Below are 22,380 nucleotides of genomic sequence, written 5' to 3'. Positions count from 1 at the left end.
CACTCCAATCTGTTGGAATAATAGCTATTATTTTTTGTTTTTGTAGTAGTTGTAATCACAATATTCAAGTGATTTTGGATCTACATAACTTAAGTGGTGACTAGAGAACGTCATGCGTCCAACTACACCAGGTTTAATAATTTCGTTGTACTTCTCTTCGGTTAACTTATCAGCCTTTTCTTGTACTTCTTTAACCCACTTGTCATATTTCTCTTTAGTTTTTGCTTCAACTTCGAACTCCATGTGTGTGAATCCTTCACCAGAGAAGTTCGCACTACGGCCTAGGTAAGAACCTGGCTTATCAGCTTGTAAATAAAGATCCATAATCATGCCATCCATTGTGTACTTCATACCACCAAGTTCTGGTACCCAGAAAGCATTCATTGGGCCGACAGAAGTCAGTTTGAATTGAATTGGTACACCAGCTGGGATATTTAAATAGTTAACGGTTTCAATTTTTTCCTCTGGGTAACTGAATAACCATTTCCAGTTTGCAGATGTAACATAAATTTCAACTGGTTTAATATGTTTGGACTCTTTCGGAACCTCTTCCGAAGCATAAGTTGCTTTTACTGTTGGAATCGATAATGCGATAACGATAATAACAGGAACAAGCGTCCAAATAATTTCTAGTAATGTGTTACCGTGTTGTTCAGGTGGCTCATAGTCCATATTCTCTGGTTTTTCACGATAACGAATCAAGATGACTGTAAACAGAATGAATACAATTGCGATAATTAATGACATAAGCAAGAATGACCAAACAATTAAATCATACTGTGCTTTTGCAACAGGTCCTTGCGGATTTAATACTGCGAGTTTTTTATCACAGCCACCGAGGAACAGAAGTAATGATAACGGAAGAAGCGAAGCCAACTTCCAAAACGCTTTCTTTAGTTGCACGATTGAAAATCTCCTTTCTCCTTGGATTGAAACTATGCCAATAAAACAATATAAACCTATTAATTTATAGAAGGCAATAGTTTTTGATATATTGTTAAAAAATAGACACAAATGCACACTTTTTAAGGTGAATATCATTTGTAACTTGATTACATTGTAAACTATTTTCCAGAGAAAAACGTGATTGTGAAAATTTTAAGATAAATAAAGTTATACCAGGATATCCAAGAAATAGAAAAAAGCTATCTTATCATAAGAAAGATAGCTGAATATTTTGTATATTTAGTTTATTTTTTGTGTGATAGTTCGTGGCTGTTCAAGTGTGACAATTTTTTTATATTTAAATTGGTATAAAATGTAACAAATAATCATAAATGGAATGCCACAATAAAGAGCAATTCTTTGATCTGGAATGAAAGCCAAACTAACAAATGTAATGAAATTGAGTAAGAACGCCACGATTGGAACTAGCGGATAGAGCGGTGTACGATATTTTAAATCATTTATGTCGCCACCATTTTTTACGAAATTTCTACGGAAGAAAAACTGTGAAGCGGCAATTGACATCCAAACGACAACGGCAGCCATTGCTGCAATAGATGTTAAAACTAGAAAGACAGTATCTGCCGCAAATACACTTGTTAATAAGGAAAGGCTAGCAAAAATCAGACTGAAAATTAATGCATTTAGCGGTACACCTTTTTTAGTTAATTTCGTAAATGCTGGGCTTGCCATTCCTTGTTTTGCCATCGCCCACAGCATACGAGAATTTGCGTATAGACCAGAGTTAGCAACGGATAATACAGCTGTAATAATAACAAAGTTCATAATGTCTGCTGCATATGGGACACCGGCTACATCAAAAACAAGTACAAACGGACTTTCGACTAGATTAGCCTCTTGCCATGGGAGTAAACCTACAACAACTGATATCGCTAAGACGAAGAAGAAGAGAGTTCGCCAAATTGTATTTTTGATCGCTTTTGGAATTGTTTTTTCAGGATTTTCACTTTCTCCTGAAGCGATTCCGATTAATTCTGTTCCTTGGAAGGAGTAATTTACTGTAATCATCGTAAGAAGAACAGCTAATGCACCGTTTGGAAATAGCCCGCCATTTTCAGTGAAATTATGAAGCATCGGAGCTGGCTTTCCGTTAAAGTCTAGTAAACCGAACATAACAGCGCCACCAAGTACGATGAAAATAACAATTGTTGCAACTTTTACACTTGCGAACCAAAACTCTGCTTCTGCATATGCTTTTGCTGATAAAGCGTTTACGAGGAAGAGCGCTGCTGCAAATGTAACGCACCAAATCCATGAAGAAACGTCTGGAAACCAGCGTTTCATTAAAATACTTACAGTTGTTAACTCTACGCCAACTGTAACAGCCCAATTTAACCAATACATCCAACCGACAACAAATCCAAAACCAGGTGAAATGAATTTGCTTGCATAGCTTTGGAATGAACCTGCTTCTGGCATAGCAACAGATAATTCACCAAGACATAACATCGTTAAATACATAACAAATCCACCGACTAAAAATGCAAGAATAGCGCCACCAGGTCCGGCATTATGGACGATTTGACCAGATCCCATAAATAGCCCGGTTCCGATAACACCACCGAGTGCAATCATAAATAGGTGTCTACTTTTCATTGTTCGTTTTAAATTTGTTTGTTCAATTTGTTGATTCATATGCCCCTCACCCCGTATTTTCTTGAATGTGTGAACTTCATTTTATTCTGAGTTTTTAATCATTAGTGGGGGATGCAACACACACTCGGTTTATTTGCTATGAAATGAATGGAGTATGTAAAAAATGAACTATGACTAAATACTCTAAGAATGTTTGTTAACATGGTGATATCTTCACCATGTTAACAATTTTGATTTTAGCAAAAAATTTTGGAAATGTATATTTATTTTTCTTTTTATTAAAAATAATTAGAATTTTTATAATTAATTCTATGAGCGATAATTCACATGATCTTTCTAGTAAACTAGTAAGAAGAAGGGTACAATGATAAGAGTTGTGTCTGTAAAATAATAATTAATGGAGTTTTGTTTATAATGAAAAAGTTAAAATATCTTTTTGTTTTTGGTATTATACTTGCTGCTGCATTTTTTATAGGGAAAGATAAAATCATGCAAAAGGCGCAAGTTTTACGCTTAGAGTTTCTATCTGAAATGAAAGAAGCAGCTATGATTGAAGATGTTCCGTTTATTAAACAATTACCAGAATTACCTCGAGGATGTGAAGTGACAAGTTTAGCTATGTTGCTGCAATATAAAGGTGTACAAGTAGATAAGATGCAACTTGCTAGCGAAATTTATCGTGTTCCATTTGAACAAAATGGTTTGCGTGGAAATCCTTACGAGGGGTTTGTAGGAAATATTTATACAAAGGCAAAGCCTGGATATGGTGTATACAATAAACCAATCTTTGATTTAGCAGAAAAATATGTTCCTGAAAAAGTAATTAATTTAACAGGTAGAGACATGCAAGATATATATAAAGTAATTAGTTCTGGCTCCCCGGTATGGGTCATTATTAATACGACGTTTAAGCCGCTAGCTGAAAGTAGTTTTGAAACATGGAATACGAGTTCAGGCGAAGTGAAAATTACATATTATGAGCATAGTGCAGTAGTAATTGGATATGATCAAAACTTTGTATATGTAAATGATCCTCTGAAAAATAATCCACGTTTGGCTGTTCCACGAGCAGAATTTGAGAAAGCTTGGGAGCAAATGGGAAAACAAGCGATTACTATTTTATAATAAAGAAAAAGTCATCTTTTGGATGGCTTTTTCTTTTTGGTTTATCATATTTGAAAATTCAGAAGATTCTTTTAAAAGTTAACAATTCACGTTATAATAACATTTAACTTGGTGAAGAAGGAGTGAAGGGGTATGGATGTTGCAAAGGAACTTGTTTTGTCAAAAAATCAGTTAGTTGAGTGGAGAAGGCATTTTCATAAGTATCCAGAGTTATCTTTTCAAGAAGAAAAAACATCGCAGTTTGTGTTCGATATACTTCGGAAATGCCCATATTTAGAAGTGTCACGGCCGACTAAATATAGTGTGATGGCAAAGTTAGTAGGTAAACAGCCGGGCAAAACAGTTGCGGTTCGAGCCGATATGGATGCTCTTCCTATTCATGAAGAAAATGAGTTTGATTTTATTTCTACATATAAAGGTGTGATGCATGCGTGTGGTCATGATGGACATATAGCGATATTACTTGGGGTTGTATATAAGTTAGTAGAAGCAAGAGAGAAGATTAAAGGGGAGATTCGTTTTCTATTCCAACATGCTGAAGAAAATTTTCCTGGTGGTGCAGAGGAGATGATTGCGGCAGGTGTAATGGAAGGTGTGGATTATATCATTGGTGCTCACCTTTGGGCGTCGTTAGAGGTTGGGAAAATAGGCGTTATTTATGGTCCTGCAATGGCTGCACCGGATGTTTTTAAAATTAGGATAGAGGGAAAAGGTGGACATGCTGGAATCCCTCATGAAACGGTGGATAGTATCGCAATCGGTACACAAGTCGTTTCGCAACTTCAGCAAATTGTATCTCGCCTCACGAATCCATTAGATTCTCTCGTAATATCCGTTACTCAATTTCATGCGGGGACAACTCATAATGTAATACCAGAGCAAGCGGAGATTGAAGGGACAGTGAGAAGTTTAAGACATGAGTTACGAGGTGAAACAGAGAAGAAGATTGAGCGGATTGTGAAGCATATTACGGAATCTTACGGAGCGAAATATACGTTTTCTTATGAATATGGATATCGACCAGTTGTAAATAATTATGAAGTTACAGAGCTTATTGAACAAACGGCATTACAACTTTATGGAAGAGATAGAGTTGTTCGTTTGCAGCCGACGATGGCTGGAGAAGATTTTTCAGCGTTTTTACAAAAGGCACCAGGGACATTCTTTTTTATCGGAGCGGGAAATAAAGAGAAAGGTATTATATATCCTCATCATCATCCTCGTTTTACAATTGATGAAGATGCATTACCGATTGGAGTGGAAGTCTTTGTATCAGCCATTATGAATTTTATAAGTAAAGGAGAATGAGATGAAGAAAATACACATCTTAGCGCTTATTCCAGTACTTTGTTTAGTAGTTGGGCCAATATTTGCGAATTCAGTTACTCCTTACGTATTAGGGATGCCATTTTTATTATTTTGGGTATTATTATCAGTGTTTATTACATCTCTTTGTATGGGGCTTGTGTACGTGTTTGATCCTGCTAATAAGGAGGATGTAAAATGACTGCATTACTTATTATTATTTTATTTTTGTTTCTCGCACTATTTTTAGGGATTCGGGCACAACATGGAAAAGATATGAATTTAGAGCAATGGTCAGTTGGGGGAAGAGGATTTGGCACTATTTTTGTTTTTCTCCTGATGGCAGGTGAGATTTATACGACATTTACATTTTTAGGGGGAAGCGGCTGGGCGTATAGTAAAGGAGCGCCTACCTTTTATATTTTGGGATATGGTGCTTTAGCTTATCTTTTATCGTATTTTTTATTACCACCAATTTGGAAGTATGCGAAAGAGCATAACCTTGTTTCGCAGTCGGATTTTTTTGCGAAGAAATATAGAAGTAAAGCGCTTGGACTTATTGTTTCAGTTGTTGGTGTTGTTTCCATCATCCCATATCTTGTTTTACAGTTAAAGGGACTGGGGATTATCGTTTCAGAAGCTTCTTACGGAAGGGTGTCACCTGTTGTTGCAGTATGGATTGGTGCTATTGTTATAACTATATATGTAATGGTTTCAGGTATACACGGTTCGGCTTGGACGGCTGCTTTGAAGGATATTATGATACTGTTTATCGTTATGTTTTTAGGTATATATTTACCGTATCATTATTATGGAGGATTTCAGCCTATGTTTGAGGCTGTAGAAGCAGCGAAGCCGGGATTTTTATCTTTACCTGAAGAAGGAATGAGTATTTCTTGGTTTGTTTCTACTATTATATTAACGGCCCTAGGTTTTTATATGTGGCCTCATACATTTGCTTCTGCTTTTTCTGCAAAAAATGAAAAAGTATTTCGTAAAAATGCAGCAATTATGCCATTGTATTCTTTAGTGTTACTTTTCGTATTTTTTGCAGGGTTTGCTGCTATATTGCAAGTTCCTGGGTTAAAGGGAGCGGATGTGGATCTTTCGTTATTCCGTCTTGCTTTACAAACTTTTGATCCTTGGTTTATTGGAATTATTGGTAGTGCGGGAGTATTAACGGCGTTAGTTCCAGGCTCTATGCTTGTTATGGCGGCTTCTACACTGTTAGCGAAAAATATTTATCGAACGATGGTTCCATCTGCTTCAGATAGACAAGTTGCTAAAGCTGCAAAGTTATTTGTACCTGTAGTAACGCTCGTAGCAGTTTTATTTACATTTAAAGGAGGAGAAACAATAGGAGCCCTTCTGTTAATGGGATACAGTATCGTTACACAACTTTTCCCTGCACTTGTTTGTAGTTTGTTTCCACGCCAGGTTATTACGAAGCAAGGAGCGATTGCAGGAATGGGAATGGGGTTATTAGTTGTTGCATATATCACTTTATCGGGCTCTAATATAGCTACGATGTTTCCGAGTTTTCCGCAGTCTATAAAAGATTTAAATGTAGGTATAGTCGCATTGTTAATTAATATGATTGTGATGTTTGTAGTTAGTGGATTTACAAAAAGTGTATCTATAAAGAAAAACAGCATAATAGTAGAAAAGTAATTCGTTTATTAGAGCTATCTTTGAAAAGAGATAGCTCTTTTTTGTATATATTTTCTTCTATTAGCGGAATCTAACTAAAAACTTGTTGAAAAGGAAGTTAGGTGGGGAAATTGTTAGAGCTTGAAGGTAACTTATTTGAAGTTATGAAAGAAATTAGGGATGAGTTAGGTTCACCTAATGATTTAACAATTAGAGAAGTTGCTCTTGCTGGGAGTTTTACACGTTGTGCGGTTGTGTTTTTATGTGGATTAACAGACAAGGATAATGTTTATAAATATGTCGTTCGTACGCTGCAATACGAAGAAATTCCAAGTGAGGAAGCCGTTGTTCAAACGTTATTGGATCGTTTTATTTCTATCGCAGAAGTGGGTGTAAAGACGAAGTTTCCAGACATTATGAATGCGATTTTAGCGGGAGATACAGTTATATTAATTGATAATATTCAAACTGCTATCGTTATTAATAGTAGGGCTTGGGAAAAAAGAAGTTTAGAACCACCAGTAACTGAAGATTTAATACGTGGACCGAGGATCGGATTAAATGAAGATATTAATGTGAATAAAATGTTAATCCGACGTAGTTTACGTGACCCAAAGCTGAGATTTCAATCTTATATTATAGGGAAGAGATCCCAAAAAGAAGTAACTTTAGTATATGTAGAAGACGTTATTAATCCTTACATTGTAAAAGAGTTAGATCGGCGTCTTCAATCAATAGTGACAGATGTCGTTTTTGAGACGGGAACGATTGAGCAATTAATTCAAGATAATAATTTGTCACCGTTTCCACAATTTTTGAACACAGAAAGGCCTGATAATATTGTGGCCTCATTAATGAAAGGTAAGGCGGCTATTTTAGTGGATGGATCACCGTTTGCTCTCATTGCGCCATTAGTATTTGTTGATATTTTTCAATCTGTGGAAGATCATTATGAGCGTTGGGTAATTGGGACTTTATTAAGAATTTTGCGGATGGGTTCTGGTATAATTGCGATTTTAATGCCAGCGATGTATGTAGCGCTCGTCTCATATCATCAAGGACTTATTCCTTCTAAATTAGCTTATTCAATTGCTGGAGCAAGAGAAGGGGTTCCGTTTCCTGCATATATTGAAACGTTAATGATGGCATTAACGATGGAGCTAATACGAGAAGCAGGAATTAGGTTGCCGAAACCGATGGGGCAAACAATTGGGATTGTAGGTGGTCTTGTAATTGGAGAAGCAGCGGTGAACGCAGGAATTGTAAATCCGTTTTTAGTTATCATTATTGCGGTTACAGCTATCGCTACCTTTTCTCTCCCTGTATATAGCATTACGATCACGTTTCGTATTTTACTTTTCGTCTTTGTGTTAGCAGCAACTGCTTTTGGGTTGTATGGAATCATTCTAGCTCTTATTGCGCTTGCTGTTCATATTACAAATTTAACAAGTGTTGGTGTACCGTATACAACTCCAATTGCTCCTGCATTTTATAAAGATTGGAAAGAAGAGTTTATTCGCATGCCAAAATCAATGTTGAAAGATCGACCAGAATATTTACAAACGAAAGATTCTACAATACGTCCAAAGGAGCGAAAATAATTGAAACCATTTGAGTATGGCGATGAAGAGATTGGATCTCGGGAAATTGGGTTTGCAGTATCGTCGACCATCATTGGCATAGGGGCATTGTCTATGCCAAGAGATATCGCTAACCAAACTCTATTTTCGGACGGTTGGATTATTTTACTTTTGGGTGGATTGGTATGTGCAGTTTTAGGCTGGTTTGTAACGAGGGTAGCTATCTTATTTCCGAAACAAAACTTTGTTCAATATACAAGTGCACATTTGACAAAGCCTGTTGCATACACAATTAGTAGTATTTTAGTATTAACGTTTGCTGCTTTGACAGCATATGAATCGCGAATGATTTCAATTATTTCTCAAACGTATTTATTTAGTGAGACACCGATACAACTACTGTCTTTCTTCTTCTTACTAGTTGTTATTTACGGAATAGCAGGATCAAGAGCAGCCTTATTAAGGTTAAATGTTCTATTTTTACCTATTGTTTTAATTGCGATAATGCTTCTTTCTTTATTAAATATAAATTTAATGGAAATAAACAATTTATTTCCAGCTTTTCAAACGGAAGTAAGTCAATACGCTGTTGGGGTTAAAAATTCTATATTCACATTTATTGGATTTGAGGTAGCTCTGTTTTATGCTGTGTTATTGAATGATAAGACAGCGAAAAAGGCACCAATGGCAGTTGCAAAAGCCGTGATAGTAAATGTGCTCTCATACATTTTAATTTATGTAACTTGTATTAGTGTTTTTACGTATATGACAACTCGTGGATTGACATATCCAACGATTGAATTAGGGAAAGAAATTGAGATTGGTGGAGGTTTTTTAGAAAGGTTTGATGCGATTTTTTTTACGACTTGGATTATTACTATTTATAATACTACAGCAATGTACTATGACGTCGCATCTTTATTGTTTTGTGCCATGTTTCCGAAAGTGAAGAAACATATTTTTATTTTCGGAAGCGCGCCTATAATTTTTATGCTGAATATGCTTCCTGGCAATTTAGATACGTTATCAAGTTACGGAACGTATTTAGCCTGGATAGATATGGGGTTTGTCGTGTTAGCTCCTTTGTTAGTTTTTATTGTATATAAAATAAAAAGAAGGAATGGTAGAAATGAAAAACCTTCTTAAAATTATAATGGTTATGATTTTAGCTGGATTTATAAGTGGGTGTTCTGAACTAGAAGAAATAGAAGAAAGAGGATTTGTAGTAGGCGCAGCTTACGATATTGTGAAGAAAAAGAAAACAAATCCGATTATAAAAGGGACGTATCAGATGGTACTTCCCAGTAAGTTAGCACAACAAGGTGGACAGGGGGATGGAGATAGTGAAAATTATATTAATGTGAGTGCAAAAGCAGATAGTGTCTTTGAGCAAATCCGAATTATTGCTAAAAAAATTAGTCGAACATTATTTTTTCCACATATACAAGTGATTATTTTTTCGGAAGAATTACTGGCGAATCCGTATGTTTTGCAAAATACGTTAGATGTATATATTCGTGATCATGAAATGAGAAGAAATATTCGTTTGTTTGTTTCAAAGAAAAATGCAGAATCTATTTTAAAACAGAGTGCAAAACCTGAAAATTTACCGGCGCAGTATATTGATATGTTAGCTGAACATCCTCCGAAAAACGCTCAAATGATTGAGGCGGCGAGAATTGGTGAAGTGCAGGGGAAAATGATTGCAAATCGAAGTTTTGCATTACCTCTTTTAGGGCTAACAAAACAAGGGGTGCAAATGGAAGGAGCGGCATTGGTTCGTGGAAAGGATAATAAGTGCGTTGGAATTTTGAGTGGAGAACAAACATTAGGAATGAACTATATAATAGGTAAAAAAATTGGAGGTTTCTTTACTGTTCGTAAAAAGAATCAGCTTATTACATATGAAATTCATAAGTTGCGCCGAAAGATCCAGGTGTCTACTGAAAATGCTACAAAACCGAAATTTGATATTCATTTGTCCACAGAAGGCATATTAGCTGAGTTGCATTTTAATGAACCGAAACAAGTGATGAGTGAAAAGCTTTTAAAGAAAGAGATTTCAAAGGAAATGACGAAGCGTATTGAAAAGTCTATACAACTTGTTCAAAAAAAATATAAGGTAGATGTATTGGAATTAGGAGAGGTATATAAGAGGCATAATTATAAAGAGTGGAAAAAAATTAGTAAGAATTGGGATCAAGGTCAGAATTATTTTAGTAATGCTGAAATTAATGTTCATGTTGATCCGACAATTGAACATTCAGGTTCAGCTTTACCGAAGAAAGTGAAATAAGGTGATGTAAGTTGTTTACGGGTTTAGGGATTAGTTGCACGATATTAATGGCAGTTCTTCCAGGAGCTATATATTTTATTCATAAAAAACTCACAACGTATGGAGCACAGCCGTGGAATACTGATGTACAAAAAAAGAAACCTGAATGATTTTCAGGTTTCTTTCGTGCAAAGCAAACGTGAAGGGGGATACCTTCTATGTATGCTTTGCTTTATACAAGCCCTAACCAATGTACCAATTGTGTAGAGAGGAATGTAACAACAATGGCGATAACGGTAGGGATTGCAAACGATAAGAATGTCCATTTTGCACTTTTTGTTTCTTTATATATGTTAACCAATGTTGTTCCACACGGGAAATGAAGAAGTGAGAACAACATTGTGTTTAACGCTGTTAACCAAGTCCAACCATTTTCTAGGAATAGATTTTTAATTTGATTAAAATCATCTATTTCAGTTAAAGCCCCAGTTGATAAGTAAGACATTAATAAAATTGGGATTACAATTTCATTAGCGGGTAGTCCAAGAATGAATGCAGCTAGAATAAACCCGTCAAGTCCTAACATTTTAGCAAATGGATCTAGGAAGTTTACAAAATACATAAGTAAGCTTGTGTCACCGATAAAAATGTTAGCAAGTAACCAAGTTAATGCAGCCGCAGGGGCAGCAACAACTATAGCTCGTTTTAAAACATAGATTGATTTATCGAGTGTTGCGCGAACAATTGTATTCCAAACTTTTGGCTTGCGGTACGGAGGTAACTCAAGTGTGTAGTGAGTTGGAACCCCTTTTAAGGCTGTTTTTGATAGTACCCAAGAAACAGTTAATGTCATAATAACACCAATTACAACCATTCCAACTACAACGCCAGCAGTAACCAATGTTTGCATACTGCCTGTATAACCAGCAGCCATAAATAGTGAAGCCATTAAAATTAACATAGGCCAGCGACCGTTACAAGGAACGAAGTTGTTCGTTAAAATTGCTAGCATACGTTCACGTGGTGATTCAATGATACGTGTTGACATAATGGCTGCTGCATTACAACCAAATCCCATTGCCATTGTTAAAGATTGTTTCCCGTGTGCGCCGGATCGTTTGAATAAGCGGTCCATATTAAACGCGACACGTGGTAAGTATCCGTAGTTTTCTAATAGCGCGAACATAGGGAAAAAGATTGCCATAGGTGGTAACATAACGCTAATAACAGCACCGATACCACGGAATAAACCAAGTATTAAAATGCCATGTAACCATTCAGGTGCATGCGCTGCTTGGAACCAAGATGTTAAATATCCTTCGGCCCATCCGAAGAATTCGGCAATCATATCAGATGGTACGTTAGCACCTGCGATTGTAAGATAAAAAATAATAGATAAAATACCGAGCATAATTGGGAATCCCCAGATTGGAGATGTGAAAATTTTATCTAGTTTTTCGGAACGATATAATTTATCAGTATTTGTATATTGGACGGATTCTTTACATATGCTTGCAGATGTTCGATAAATATCTCCGACTATATCATCTCGTATATCTTCTTTTGAAAGTGTTTGTGCATGTTGAATAATATAGTCTAATGGAAGAGCTTTACTGGCTGAGTGAGATTCCATTAATTACGACCTCCCTTACAAGTGGTTCATTATGGTGTTTTTGAAGTGTAGTTAAGAAATTTTTATCTCCATCCAATATACGTAACGCAATCCAACGTGCTGGATACGTATCACCGAACACCTTATAAATTTGTGGTTCTAATTCTTGAATCATATTTTCAATTTTTTCGCTGTAAGTAATTTTAATTGGTGTTGGAATTAGTTTTTTATTTGCTACTTTTGCAATAACATTTAGTAAATGACCAATGCCTACTCGGTTACGTGCTGAAATTTTAACTACAGGTACACCAAGTGATTTTGCTAATTTTTTTTCATCAATAACAATACCTTTTTTCTCGGCTTCATCAATTAAGTTAATGCAAATGACTACATTGTTTGTCATTTCCATCACTTGGAGTGCTAAATTTAAATTTCTTTCCATAGCAGTTGCGTCTATGACAACTACAGTTACTTCTGGTTTTTCAAATATAATATAATCCCTCGCCACTTCTTCGTCCGCGGAATTTGAGTATAGTGAGTAAGTTCCAGGTAAATCTATTAATGTATAAGTACTTCCGTTATGTTCATATTCTCCTTCAGCTTTTAAAACAGTTTTTCCTGTCCAATTTCCAGTATGTTGTTTTAAACCTGTCAAAGTATTAAATAATGTACTTTTCCCGGTATTCGGGTTGCCAGCTAAAGCAATACGATGTTTGCTCATCTGAAATCATCTCCTATTAATACCCCGAAAATAAGGGAACTTTCTTCTTTTCGCAGTGCAATAGTTGTGTTGCTCACTTGATAGGCGACCGGATCTCCAAGTGGACTGCGTTGCAATACTTTAATCGTTGCCCCAGGGATAAATCCCAAATCTAATAAACGTCGTTTCATAGTTCCTTCTAATTGTATCTTCTCAATTTGTACAAATTCCCCTGTTTTAAAATCGGAAAGGGGTTTAGTATTAGCCGATACCATAAAAGTTACCTCTTCTCTATATTGTTAGTGTTAGTTTAAAAAGTTTCCTTAGGTAAACTTTTTGTTAGTAATATAGTAGACTACATTGGATGATGCTGTCAATTAGTACTTTAAAAATATTCATTTAATTTTAGAATTGTTCCAATTTATTTAGTTGTACTAAAAAATATTACTGAAATTCTTTTTAATGTGCATAAATTAGGCGTGTAAAAGTTACAAAATACAGCGGAATTGTAAATATAACTTTAACTAAAAGGGAAAAAGAGAGAAAAACATTTACATTGAATTTACATTGTTAAGAATAAATTTACATTACAGCATAGTTAGTGTGGTTTTTGTTGGATTCTTTAACTGCAAATGTTGGGATTCATAGATTTTAAGGGTTATTATCGTCATTTACTTAAAATTAAAAATTGCTTAACACTCACATAATATTGTTGTCCTACAATGAATTTGTGTTCGAAAGAAAATGAATTCGAAAAGTGATAATCCAAATGGGGGTACAAGACATGGTTATGAAAAAAGGTATTAAATTCTCTTTAGCAGCTTTAGTGGTAGCAGGAGCATTAGTTGGGTGTGGAAAAGCAGAAGATACAACTAGTAAAGAAACTGCTAAAGGAAGCGATAATACAAAACAAGAATTATCGGGTACGATTGCAGCAGCTGGTTCTACAGCTCTTCTACCTCTTGCGGAGGAAGCTGGAAAGAAATTCATGGAGAAAAATTCAAAAGTTTCTATTCAAGTTCAAGGTGGCGGTAGTGGAACTGGGATTAACCAAGTAGCATCTGGTGCAGTGCAAATTGGTAATTCAGATGTTCCGTCCGGAGATAAAATAAAAGATGCTGAAAAGGCGAAAGAATTAGTAGATAACAAGGTAGCGGGTATTGCATTCGCTCTTGTTGTAAATAAAGATGTAAAAGTTGATAACTTAACAGTGCAACAAGTACAAGATATCTTCACTGGAAAAGTAACAAACTGGAAAGAAGTAGGCGGAAAAGATGAAAAAATCAACGTAATTAATCGTCCAGCTTCATCTGGTACACGTGCTACATTCGAAAAAACAATTATGAAAGACGCAAAAATCAATGATGGAACTGGAACAACACAAGATTCTAACGGTGCAGTAGAGCAAGCTATCAATTCTACTCCAGGTTCAGTAAGCTATTTAGCAATGTCTTACATGGTGGGTGATAAAAAAGGTGCACTGCAAACAGTGAAAATTGATGGTGCTGATCCAAAAGTTGAAAACATTGCGTCTGGTAAATATCCATTCTGGTCTTACGAGTATATGGTAACAAAAGGTGAAGCGAAAGAAGCAACAAAAGCTTACATCGATTATGTAAAAGGTAAAGACTTTGAAAAGCAAGTAGAAGATATGGGCTACATTCCAATGTCTAAATTAAATAAGTAATCAAATTTATGGGGCTGGCTGCAAGGCCAGTCCTGTTCATTTCAATCTGTGAAGTGGGGTCTGTCCTGTGATGAAGGGGAAAAAACAAATTAATTACGTGAAAAGTGAATATATAGGAAGATCACTTGTTACGTTTTGTGGTATTTTTATTGTTTTAATTACATTAGCTATTATTGCGTTTATTTGTGGCAAAGGAATTCAATCTTTTACACAAAGTGGTATCTCGTTTACTGAGATGTTAACATCGACAAAATGGAATCCAAATGCTGATCAAGGATCTTTTGGGGCTTTAATTTTTATTGTAGGTTCAACAGTGGTTTCGTTAGGTGCGGTTATTATTAGTGCACCAATTGCTATAGCTCTGGCTATATTCATGAATTTAATTTCGCCGAAGTTTGGAAATAAAGTATTGAAGCCTGTTTTAGAATTATTAGTCGGTATTCCGTCAGTAGTATACGGATTATTAGGGGTTACGATTTTAGTTCCGTTATTACGTGATTCGTTCGGGGGAGTGGGCTTTAGTTTAATTGCGGGTATCGTTGTATTAAGTATTATGATTTTACCTACTATTGCTAGTATCGCTTCTGATGCAATACGCTCTGTTCCATTTGATTATTTAGAAGCTTCTTATGGCCTAGGATCAACGAAATGGCAAGCAATTAGCCGAGTGATTGTTCCTGCTGCGAAAAAAGGAATTTTAACAGGTGTTGTTTTAGGTTTAGCGCGAGCTTTTGGTGAAGCGCTAGCCGTTCAAATGGTAATCGGGAATACGATTAAATTACCAGAAGGAATATATAGTCCGACAGCAACGTTAACTGGTATTTTGACAATGGACATGACAAATACATTGAACGGAACTGCTTGGAATAATGCGCTATGGACTTTAGCGATGATTTTACTTGTTATTTCATTCCTGTTTATTTTAGTAATTCGAGCGATTGGGCAAAGAGGTGAGCGATAATAATGAATGCAAGAACGGTAAATAAAGTTTGGACGGGTATCTTTTATGCGGTTGCGGCTTTGGTCGTAGCTATGCTAGTGTTCTTAGTGTTTGAAATTTTACAAAAGGGATGGGGTTTTTGGGATCCTAATTTCTTGTTTGGAGAACCAAGTAATACAAGAGCTGGTGGTGGGATTGGTCCGCAGTTATTCAATTCATTCTACATGCTTGTTATAACGCTTATTATATCTATTCCTCTTGGACTAGGTGCTGGAATATATTTAGCAGAGTATGCAAAACAAGGGCGCTTTTTAAATTTTGTTCGTTTATGTATTGAGACAATGGCGTCTTTACCATCTATTGTTGTTGGTTTATTTGGTTTGTTAGTGTTCGTTACAATGACAGGCTGGGGATACACAGTAATGGGTGGTGCTCTTGCTTTAACTATTTTAAACTTACCAGGTTTAACACGTGTTTGTGAAAATGCTATTTCAGAAGTGCCTCATAATGTAAAAGAGGCAAGTCTTGGATTAGGTGCAACAAAGTGGCAAACAATCGTTCGTATTATTATCCCATCGTCATTACCGCAAATTATTACAGGGATTATTTTAGCGGCGGGTCGTATATTTGGGGAAGCGGCAGCATTAATTTACACAGCGGGTTTAACATCTCCGATTTTAAATTCAGCAGCGGACTTCTCGAGTCCTGCGCATCCTTTAAATCCGTTTAGACCAGCTGAAACGTTAGCAGTTCATATTTGGAAGTTAAATTCTGAAGGGTTTATTCCAGATGCGAAGTTGATTGCGACAAAATCTGCAGCTGTATTAATTATTATGGTATTACTATTCAATGTCATTTCACGCTTGATAGCATCTGTATTGCATAAGCGCTTTACAGGAACGAAAAGAAAAAGTAAAACGACGAAGAAGATAAAAGCGGCATAAGTTACAAAGGAGAACTCTCTATTTATAAGTAGAGGGTTCTTTTTGCATTTTAATATAGAAGGAAAAGGTATAGCGATTGTTGAATTTGTAATTCGTTATATAGATAAAGAGGTGAAAATGAGGGAGTGGATTTAATTTGTTTTTTCTGCAAATGTCAGGTTTTCCAGGGGCGGGAAAATCCACAGTTTCTAAGTATATAGCGAAGTTAACAGGTGCTATAATTGTAGATCATGACGTTTTGAAATCAGCATTGTTAAAATCACTAGAAGTGAAAGGTATTGAATCAACGATAGTTGGTGGACTTGCATATGATGCTGAATGGGCATTGATTGATTCTTATTTAGAACAAGGGCATAGTGTTATATTGGATAGTCCATGTTTATATGAGGGAATGGTTGAAAAAGGGATTAAATTATCAAATAAACATGGTGTGAAATATAAATATATTGAGTGTTATCTTAATGATATGGAAGAGATTAATGCGAGACTGCAAACACGTAAGCGTATGATTAGTCAAATTGAAAAAGTGAGGTCGGAAGTAGGTTTTAAAAAGTGGTTAAATGGTAGTAAGAAACCTTTAAATAGTGAATATCTTATTGTGGATTCTAGTGAACCTCTAGAGCGGTATGCGGAAAACATGATAGATTATATGAGTAGATAGAGAAAAGGCGTTATCTTCATTCGTGAAGATAACGCCTTTTGGTTTTAAATATCGGGTGTTTCTGTAGAAGTGCTTATTTTTCTACGGGAGCGCCTTTTTTTTCCGATTTTATCTAATAGTTCATACATAACTGGAACGACTACTAATGTAAGAACAGTTGAGACTGCTAAACCACCGATGACAACTACGGCTAAACTTTTTGATACCATACTTCCTGCTTGCGATTGACCGAATAAGAGTGGTAGCATAGCGACGATTGTTGTTATAGCCGTCATAATAATTGGACGTAGTCTAGTAGAACCTGCTTCCAGTAAGGCTTCTCTCGTTTCCAGTCCGTGTTCCCGATTTTGTTGGACCCTTTCTATTAATACAATAGCGTTTGTAACGACAATCCCGATTAACATTAATGCACCGATTAAGGAATTTACATCAACAGGTGTTCGTGAAATGATTAATCCTAAAATACCACCGACAGCAGCTAATGGCAGGGAGAATAAGATTGCAAAAGGAGCACGTGCTTGCCCGAAGGTGATAACCATAATTAAATATACAATCCCGATTGCGATCCCCATAATTTTAAATAAATCTGTAAAATTCTCTTGCATAGATTCAGTAGCTCCTGCGATATTTACTTTTGCACCGCTAGGTAAATCTAAGTCATTTATCGCTTTATTTACTTCTGTGTTTACTTTACTTAAATCTTTATTTGAAGCTTCGGCGGTAATTTGAATTGTTTCTTTTCCGTCTTTATGGAAAATTTCTGTTTGTGTTTGTTTTTCTGAAATAGATGCGATGTCTTTTAAAGGAATTGGTCCATTAATAGGTGATAGTAAGTTTGTGTTTAAAATATCGTCTTGTTTATTTATGTTTTCCTTTTTGTGTTCTATCATAATAGTAGTTTTTTCATTATTAATTGTAATTTCGCCAATAGGCGATCTCTTCATAAGGAATGCTACTTGTTGCGCAGCTATTTCTGGTGTTAAGCCTAGTTGTTCAGCCTTTGTTTGATCAATATGAATTTGCCATTCTTTCTTAGAGTATTCTAAATTCGTTTTTACTTTAGAAAGATTATCCATGCTTTTTAGTTTTGTTTCGACGATAGTAGCCGTCTCTTTTAAATTCCCTTCGTTAGTAGCTGTTATGTTAAATTGCAAATTGTTTCCGCCGCCAGAGCTTGAATAACTTGTTTTTATATAATCCAGTTCAGCAGGCTCGAAAGTTTTATTTTCCTTTTTTAACTCTTTAATATATTGATCAATATCAGAACCTTTTTTAAAGACTACAAATATACTAGCGAGGTTATTTTTAGTTGTTTGCCCCCATTGTGCATCTTCTGCGCTAGATCCCATTCGTAAAATAACGTCTGTTACATCTGAATTAGAAAGTAATTTCTTTTCGAAATCGAATGCTTTTTGTTTTTGAGCTTCAGCATTATAATCGGCTGGAAATGTCATGTTAATAGATAACATTGTGTCGTCCTCAGATTTTATGTTTGCTTTCGGTAGTAATATATAGGCTGCAATTGATCCTGCAAATAATAAAAATGCAGTAAGTAGAATAATGAATTTATGAGAAAGAGACCACTTTAAGGTAGCAACATATCGTGATGAAGAACTTGGCTTTCGATGCTTTGTTTTTTTGAGTAGTAAAAAAGCCATAAGTGGAACAACTGTTAGTGCAACGATTAAGGATGATAGAATAGAATATACAACTGCTAATACCATAGGTAACATTAATTTTCCGATTGCTCCTGATACGAGGCCGATAGGTAAAAAAACAGCGACCGTTGTTAAAGTAGAAGAAGTAATTGCGACGGCGACCTCTTTCGTTGCATCAAGAATAATATTTTTAGAGAAAGAATCTTTTTGTAAACGGCGGAAAATATTCTCGATGACAACGATACTATCATCGACGAGACGTCCAACCGCAACAGCTAAACCACCAAGGGTTAAAATGTTAAGTGTGATGTTAGATTGATGTAGTAAAAAGAGTGTTAATAAAATAGATAATGGAATACTGACAACAGCGATGAGTGTTGTTCGGAAGTTACGTAAAAAGATTAAGATAATTAGAGTTGCAGCGATTGCTCCAAGTATTACTTCTTTTCCCATGCTAGTAACAGCATTTTCAACTTGTTCATGGGTTGAAGCCAAAAGTTTAATAGAAAATTGATCTTTATATTCCTTATTTATCTCTTTAACTTTTTTATCAATCTCTTTTCCGATGGCAACTGCATTTTTACTCGGTTCTTTCATGATGATTAACCCTGTGCCTTCTTCGCCGTTTATATGTGAGATTGTATCGTAGTGTTGTTTGATTTCGATTTGAGCAATGTCTTGTAATTTCACTTGGGGTGCCACAGTGATGTTTTTAATGTCATTTACATTTTTTATGTCCCCGATGACGCGGAGGTTGTATTCTTCCTGATTAACAGTAATTGCCCCGGCTGGAGTAGAAGTTTCTTTTCCTTGTAAAACAGTTAGTACCTGCTGTGATGTTACGTTTTTGTTTTTTAATTGGTTCGGATCAAGTACGATAGATAATTCAGAGGTTGATTTTCCGAAAAACATAACGTTGGCAACACCATCAATGTTTTCGAGTTGTGGTACGATTTCTTTTTCAATTTGTTTTTCATCTGCTTTTGAAAAACCGTTTTGTTTCTGGATAGTAATTTGGGCGAGTGGAATCATAGAAGTGTTTAATTGACTAACTACGGGCTTGGTTACATCTTTAGGTAATTTAATTGTATTGACGGCTTTTTCGACTTCGCGTGCTGCATCTTTCATGTTTGCTTTTGATGTATATGCAATGTCGATACGTGATAATCCCTCGTGCGTAGAAGAAGTGATGGTATCGATATGTTCCAAATTACGAAATTGTTTTTCGAGAGGGTCAGTTACGTCTTTTGTCATCGTTTCAGCGTCAAGTCCCTGAGATAAGGTTGTGACGGTGATTGCTGGATTATCGATACTTGGCAAAAATTCCATAGGTAATTTAGAGCCGGAATAAACACCGAGTATGGAAATGAGAAAAATCATGATGATAATGGCGGAGCGGTTTTTTAATGAAAACTTTGTTAACCTATCCATAAAATAATTCCTCCATTGCTTTATTTATAGTTGAATACGTCCTTTCTTACTATATAACAAAAAATGGATATCTTTCATTAATTAAATGTAAAAAAATTCTAATAATATTCTTAAGTTTATATTTGCGTTGGAATGTTGTTATTTGTAGGGAATTAAATTTTTGAATGGGAAGGAAGGGATTAATGCGCGTGGTTGGCTATTTAATTGGGATGTAATTTTTTCTTACGGCTAATTTATATCGCTATTCTATAGAAGGATAATTATTATAAATTTTTATATAGAAGAGAATGAAAATCTGGGAAGGTATTGTGAAATGCAATTTGGTTGAATGAAGTGTAGTAGTATACAATCAGAATAACTATTCTTAGTAGAAAGGATAACAGTTCTTTTTATAGAAAAAGTAGGATAGATAATTTTTTTGTGCTTTTTATAAAAAACACTTGTTATTTAAAAAACATGATGGTATATTAATAAACGTCGCTGATGCGGAAACGCAGAAAAACGACAAAAAAGAAATTTTAAAACTTAGTTGACATCGAAAAATGAAGATGTTAATATGATGAAGTCGCTTCTGAAGCGGCGGACAAGTTCTTTGAAAACTGAACGAAACAAACAACGTGAAACGTCAATTTTTATTTTTAGATGCTAGACAAACTAACTTTATTGGAGAGTTTGATCCTGGCTCAGGATGAACGCTGGCGGCGTGCCTAATACATGCAAGTCGAGCGAATGGATTAAGAGCTTGCTCTTATGAAGTTAGCGGCGGACGGGTGAGTAACACGTGGGTAACCTGCCCATAAGACTGGGATAACTCCGGGAAACCGGGGCTAATACCGGATAACATTTTGAACTGCATGGTTCGAAATTGAAAGGCGGCTTCGGCTGTCACTTATGGATGGACCCGCGTCGCATTAGCTAGTTGGTGAGGTAACGGCTCACCAAGGCAACGATGCGTAGCCGACCTGAGAGGGTGATCGGCCACACTGGGACTGAGACACGGCCCAGACTCCTACGGGAGGCAGCAGTAGGGAATCTTCCGCAATGGACGAAAGTCTGACGGAGCAACGCCGCGTGAGTGATGAAGGCTTTCGGGTCGTAAAACTCTGTTGTTAGGGAAGAACAAGTGCTAGTTGAATAAGCTGGCACCTTGACGGTACCTAACCAGAAAGCCACGGCTAACTACGTGCCAGCAGCCGCGGTAATACGTAGGTGGCAAGCGTTATCCGGAATTATTGGGCGTAAAGCGCGCGCAGGTGGTTTCTTAAGTCTGATGTGAAAGCCCACGGCTCAACCGTGGAGGGTCATTGGAAACTGGGAGACTTGAGTGCAGAAGAGGAAAGTGGAATTCCATGTGTAGCGGTGAAATGCGTAGAGATATGGAGGAACACCAGTGGCGAAGGCGACTTTCTGGTCTGTAACTGACACTGAGGCGCGAAAGCGTGGGGAGCAAACAGGATTAGATACCCTGGTAGTCCACGCCGTAAACGATGAGTGCTAAGTGTTAGAGGGTTTCCGCCCTTTAGTGCTGAAGTTAACGCATTAAGCACTCCGCCTGGGGAGTACGGCCGCAAGGCTGAAACTCAAAGGAATTGACGGGGGCCCGCACAAGCGGTGGAGCATGTGGTTTAATTCGAAGCAACGCGAAGAACCTTACCAGGTCTTGACATCCTCTGAAAACCCTAGAGATAGGGCTTCTCCTTCGGGAGCAGAGTGACAGGTGGTGCATGGTTGTCGTCAGCTCGTGTCGTGAGATGTTGGGTTAAGTCCCGCAACGAGCGCAACCCTTGATCTTAGTTGCCATCATTAAGTTGGGCACTCTAAGGTGACTGCCGGTGACAAACCGGAGGAAGGTGGGGATGACGTCAAATCATCATGCCCCTTATGACCTGGGCTACACACGTGCTACAATGGACGGTACAAAGAGCTGCAAGACCGCGAGGTGGAGCTAATCTCATAAAACCGTTCTCAGTTCGGATTGTAGGCTGCAACTCGCCTACATGAAGCTGGAATCGCTAGTAATCGCGGATCAGCATGCCGCGGTGAATACGTTCCCGGGCCTTGTACACACCGCCCGTCACACCACGAGAGTTTGTAACACCCGAAGTCGGTGGGGTAACCTTTTTGGAGCCAGCCGCCTAAGGTGGGACAGATGATTGGGGTGAAGTCGTAACAAGGTAGCCGTATCGGAAGGTGCGGCTGGATCACCTCCTTTCTATGGAGAATTGATGAACGCTGTTCATCAATATAAGT

General features: G+C 36.7%; 18 protein-coding genes and 1 rRNA gene. 13 read left to right on the top strand and 6 right to left on the bottom strand.

What is annotated here, in order from left to right; all coding sequences use genetic code 11:
* Positions 1-27 precede the first annotated feature (27 nt).
* The gene (locus N2V92_RS03990) at positions 28-903 is read right to left on the bottom strand and encodes a cytochrome aa3 quinol oxidase subunit II (RefSeq protein ID WP_001176164.1); all 876 of its coding nucleotides are present in this window, start codon (positions 901-903) and stop codon (positions 28-30) included.
* Positions 904-1,185: 282 nt separating this feature from the next.
* Positions 1,186-2,601: an amino acid permease gene (locus N2V92_RS03985; protein WP_001075766.1), complete on the bottom strand. Its 1,416-nt coding sequence runs from the start codon at positions 2,599-2,601 to the stop codon at positions 1,186-1,188.
* Between the two features lie 375 nt (positions 2,602-2,976).
* Between N2V92_RS03985 and N2V92_RS03980 the strand changes: the two genes are divergently transcribed.
* The 8 genes from N2V92_RS03980 (at position 2,977) to N2V92_RS03945 (ending at position 10,667) form a co-directional block, all read left to right on the top strand.
* Entirely contained in the window at positions 2,977-3,687 is a 711-nt protein-coding gene (locus tag N2V92_RS03980) for a C39 family peptidase (RefSeq protein ID WP_000734492.1), read from the top strand.
* A 132-nt stretch (positions 3,688-3,819) separates the two neighbouring features.
* Positions 3,820-4,995: an amidohydrolase gene (locus N2V92_RS03975; protein WP_000382122.1), complete on the top strand. Its 1,176-nt coding sequence runs from the start codon at positions 3,820-3,822 to the stop codon at positions 4,993-4,995.
* Position 4,996: 1 nt separating this feature from the next.
* Positions 4,997-5,194, top strand: coding sequence for a DUF3311 domain-containing protein (locus N2V92_RS03970; protein ID WP_000719836.1), 198 nt, complete (start codon positions 4,997-4,999; stop codon positions 5,192-5,194).
* Positions 5,191-6,663 (top strand): sodium:solute symporter family protein, encoded by a 1,473-nt coding sequence (locus N2V92_RS03965; protein WP_000125940.1) that lies wholly within the window; start codon positions 5,191-5,193, stop codon positions 6,661-6,663. The genes N2V92_RS03970 and N2V92_RS03965 overlap by 4 nt, the downstream gene beginning before the upstream one ends.
* A 101-nt stretch (positions 6,664-6,764) precedes the next feature.
* A complete protein-coding gene (gene gerLA, locus N2V92_RS03960) occupies positions 6,765-8,243 on the top strand; it encodes a spore germination protein GerLA (protein ID WP_003276720.1) in 1,479 nt (492 codons plus the stop codon).
* Positions 8,244-9,368: a spore germination protein GerLB gene (gene gerLB / locus N2V92_RS03955; protein WP_000802021.1), complete on the top strand. Its 1,125-nt coding sequence runs from the start codon at positions 8,244-8,246 to the stop codon at positions 9,366-9,368.
* Positions 9,352-10,518 (top strand): spore germination protein GerLC, encoded by a 1,167-nt coding sequence (gene gerLC, locus N2V92_RS03950; protein ID WP_042597170.1) that lies wholly within the window; start codon positions 9,352-9,354, stop codon positions 10,516-10,518. Before gerLB ends, gerLC begins: the two co-directional genes overlap by 17 nt.
* Before the next feature lie 11 nt (positions 10,519-10,529).
* Positions 10,530-10,667, top strand: coding sequence for a hypothetical protein (locus N2V92_RS03945; protein ID WP_000493991.1), 138 nt, complete (start codon positions 10,530-10,532; stop codon positions 10,665-10,667).
* A 62-nt stretch (positions 10,668-10,729) separates the two neighbouring features.
* On the opposite strand, the gene N2V92_RS03940 is transcribed toward N2V92_RS03945, so the two are convergent.
* From N2V92_RS03940 to N2V92_RS03930, 3 genes are read right to left on the bottom strand one after another with little or no spacing between them, the layout of a single operon-like run.
* Positions 10,730-12,130: a nucleoside recognition domain-containing protein gene (locus N2V92_RS03940; RefSeq protein ID WP_000443602.1), complete on the bottom strand. Its 1,401-nt coding sequence runs from the start codon at positions 12,128-12,130 to the stop codon at positions 10,730-10,732.
* On the bottom strand, positions 12,108-12,830 hold the full coding sequence (locus tag N2V92_RS03935; RefSeq protein WP_000033873.1) for a FeoB small GTPase domain-containing protein: 723 nt from the start codon (positions 12,828-12,830) through the stop codon (positions 12,108-12,110). Before N2V92_RS03935 ends, N2V92_RS03940 begins: the two co-directional genes overlap by 23 nt.
* Positions 12,827-13,084 (bottom strand): FeoA family protein, encoded by a 258-nt coding sequence (locus N2V92_RS03930; RefSeq protein WP_000252988.1) that lies wholly within the window; start codon positions 13,082-13,084, stop codon positions 12,827-12,829. Before N2V92_RS03930 ends, N2V92_RS03935 begins: the two co-directional genes overlap by 4 nt.
* A gap of 509 nt (positions 13,085-13,593) precedes the next feature.
* On the opposite strand from N2V92_RS03930, the gene N2V92_RS03925 reads away from it, so the two are divergent.
* From N2V92_RS03925 to N2V92_RS03910, 4 genes are all read left to right on the top strand, one after another.
* Entirely contained in the window at positions 13,594-14,496 is a 903-nt protein-coding gene (locus tag N2V92_RS03925) for a phosphate ABC transporter substrate-binding protein PstS family protein (RefSeq protein ID WP_000245111.1), read from the top strand.
* A gap of 70 nt (positions 14,497-14,566) precedes the next feature.
* A complete protein-coding gene (gene pstC, locus N2V92_RS03920; RefSeq protein ID WP_000676676.1) occupies positions 14,567-15,457 on the top strand; it encodes a phosphate ABC transporter permease subunit PstC in 891 nt (296 codons plus the stop codon).
* A 2-nt stretch (positions 15,458-15,459) separates the two neighbouring features.
* Positions 15,460-16,380 (top strand): phosphate ABC transporter permease PstA, encoded by a 921-nt coding sequence (gene pstA / locus N2V92_RS03915; protein WP_000994151.1) that lies wholly within the window; start codon positions 15,460-15,462, stop codon positions 16,378-16,380.
* A 136-nt stretch (positions 16,381-16,516) separates the two neighbouring features.
* Positions 16,517-17,041, top strand: coding sequence for an AAA family ATPase (locus tag N2V92_RS03910; protein ID WP_000465748.1), 525 nt, complete (start codon positions 16,517-16,519; stop codon positions 17,039-17,041).
* Between the two features lie 44 nt (positions 17,042-17,085).
* Here the strand turns inward: N2V92_RS03910 and N2V92_RS03905 are convergent, their stop codons facing one another.
* Positions 17,086-20,130: an efflux RND transporter permease subunit gene (locus tag N2V92_RS03905; RefSeq protein ID WP_000375600.1), complete on the bottom strand. Its 3,045-nt coding sequence runs from the start codon at positions 20,128-20,130 to the stop codon at positions 17,086-17,088.
* Between the two features lie 660 nt (positions 20,131-20,790).
* Between N2V92_RS03905 and N2V92_RS03900 the strand changes: the two genes are divergently transcribed.
* Positions 20,791-22,342: ribosomal RNA gene (locus tag N2V92_RS03900) — 16S ribosomal RNA — on the top strand.
* The last annotated feature ends 38 nt before the right edge of the window (positions 22,343-22,380 follow it).

The sequence above is a fragment of the Bacillus sp. CH_48 genome (assembly GCF_038008465.1).
Classification (GTDB): domain Bacteria; phylum Bacillota; class Bacilli; order Bacillales; family Bacillaceae_G; genus Bacillus_A; species Bacillus_A thuringiensis_S.
The sequence above is the reverse complement of the archived record's forward strand: the minus strand, read 5'-3'. Positions and strand labels throughout refer to the sequence as shown.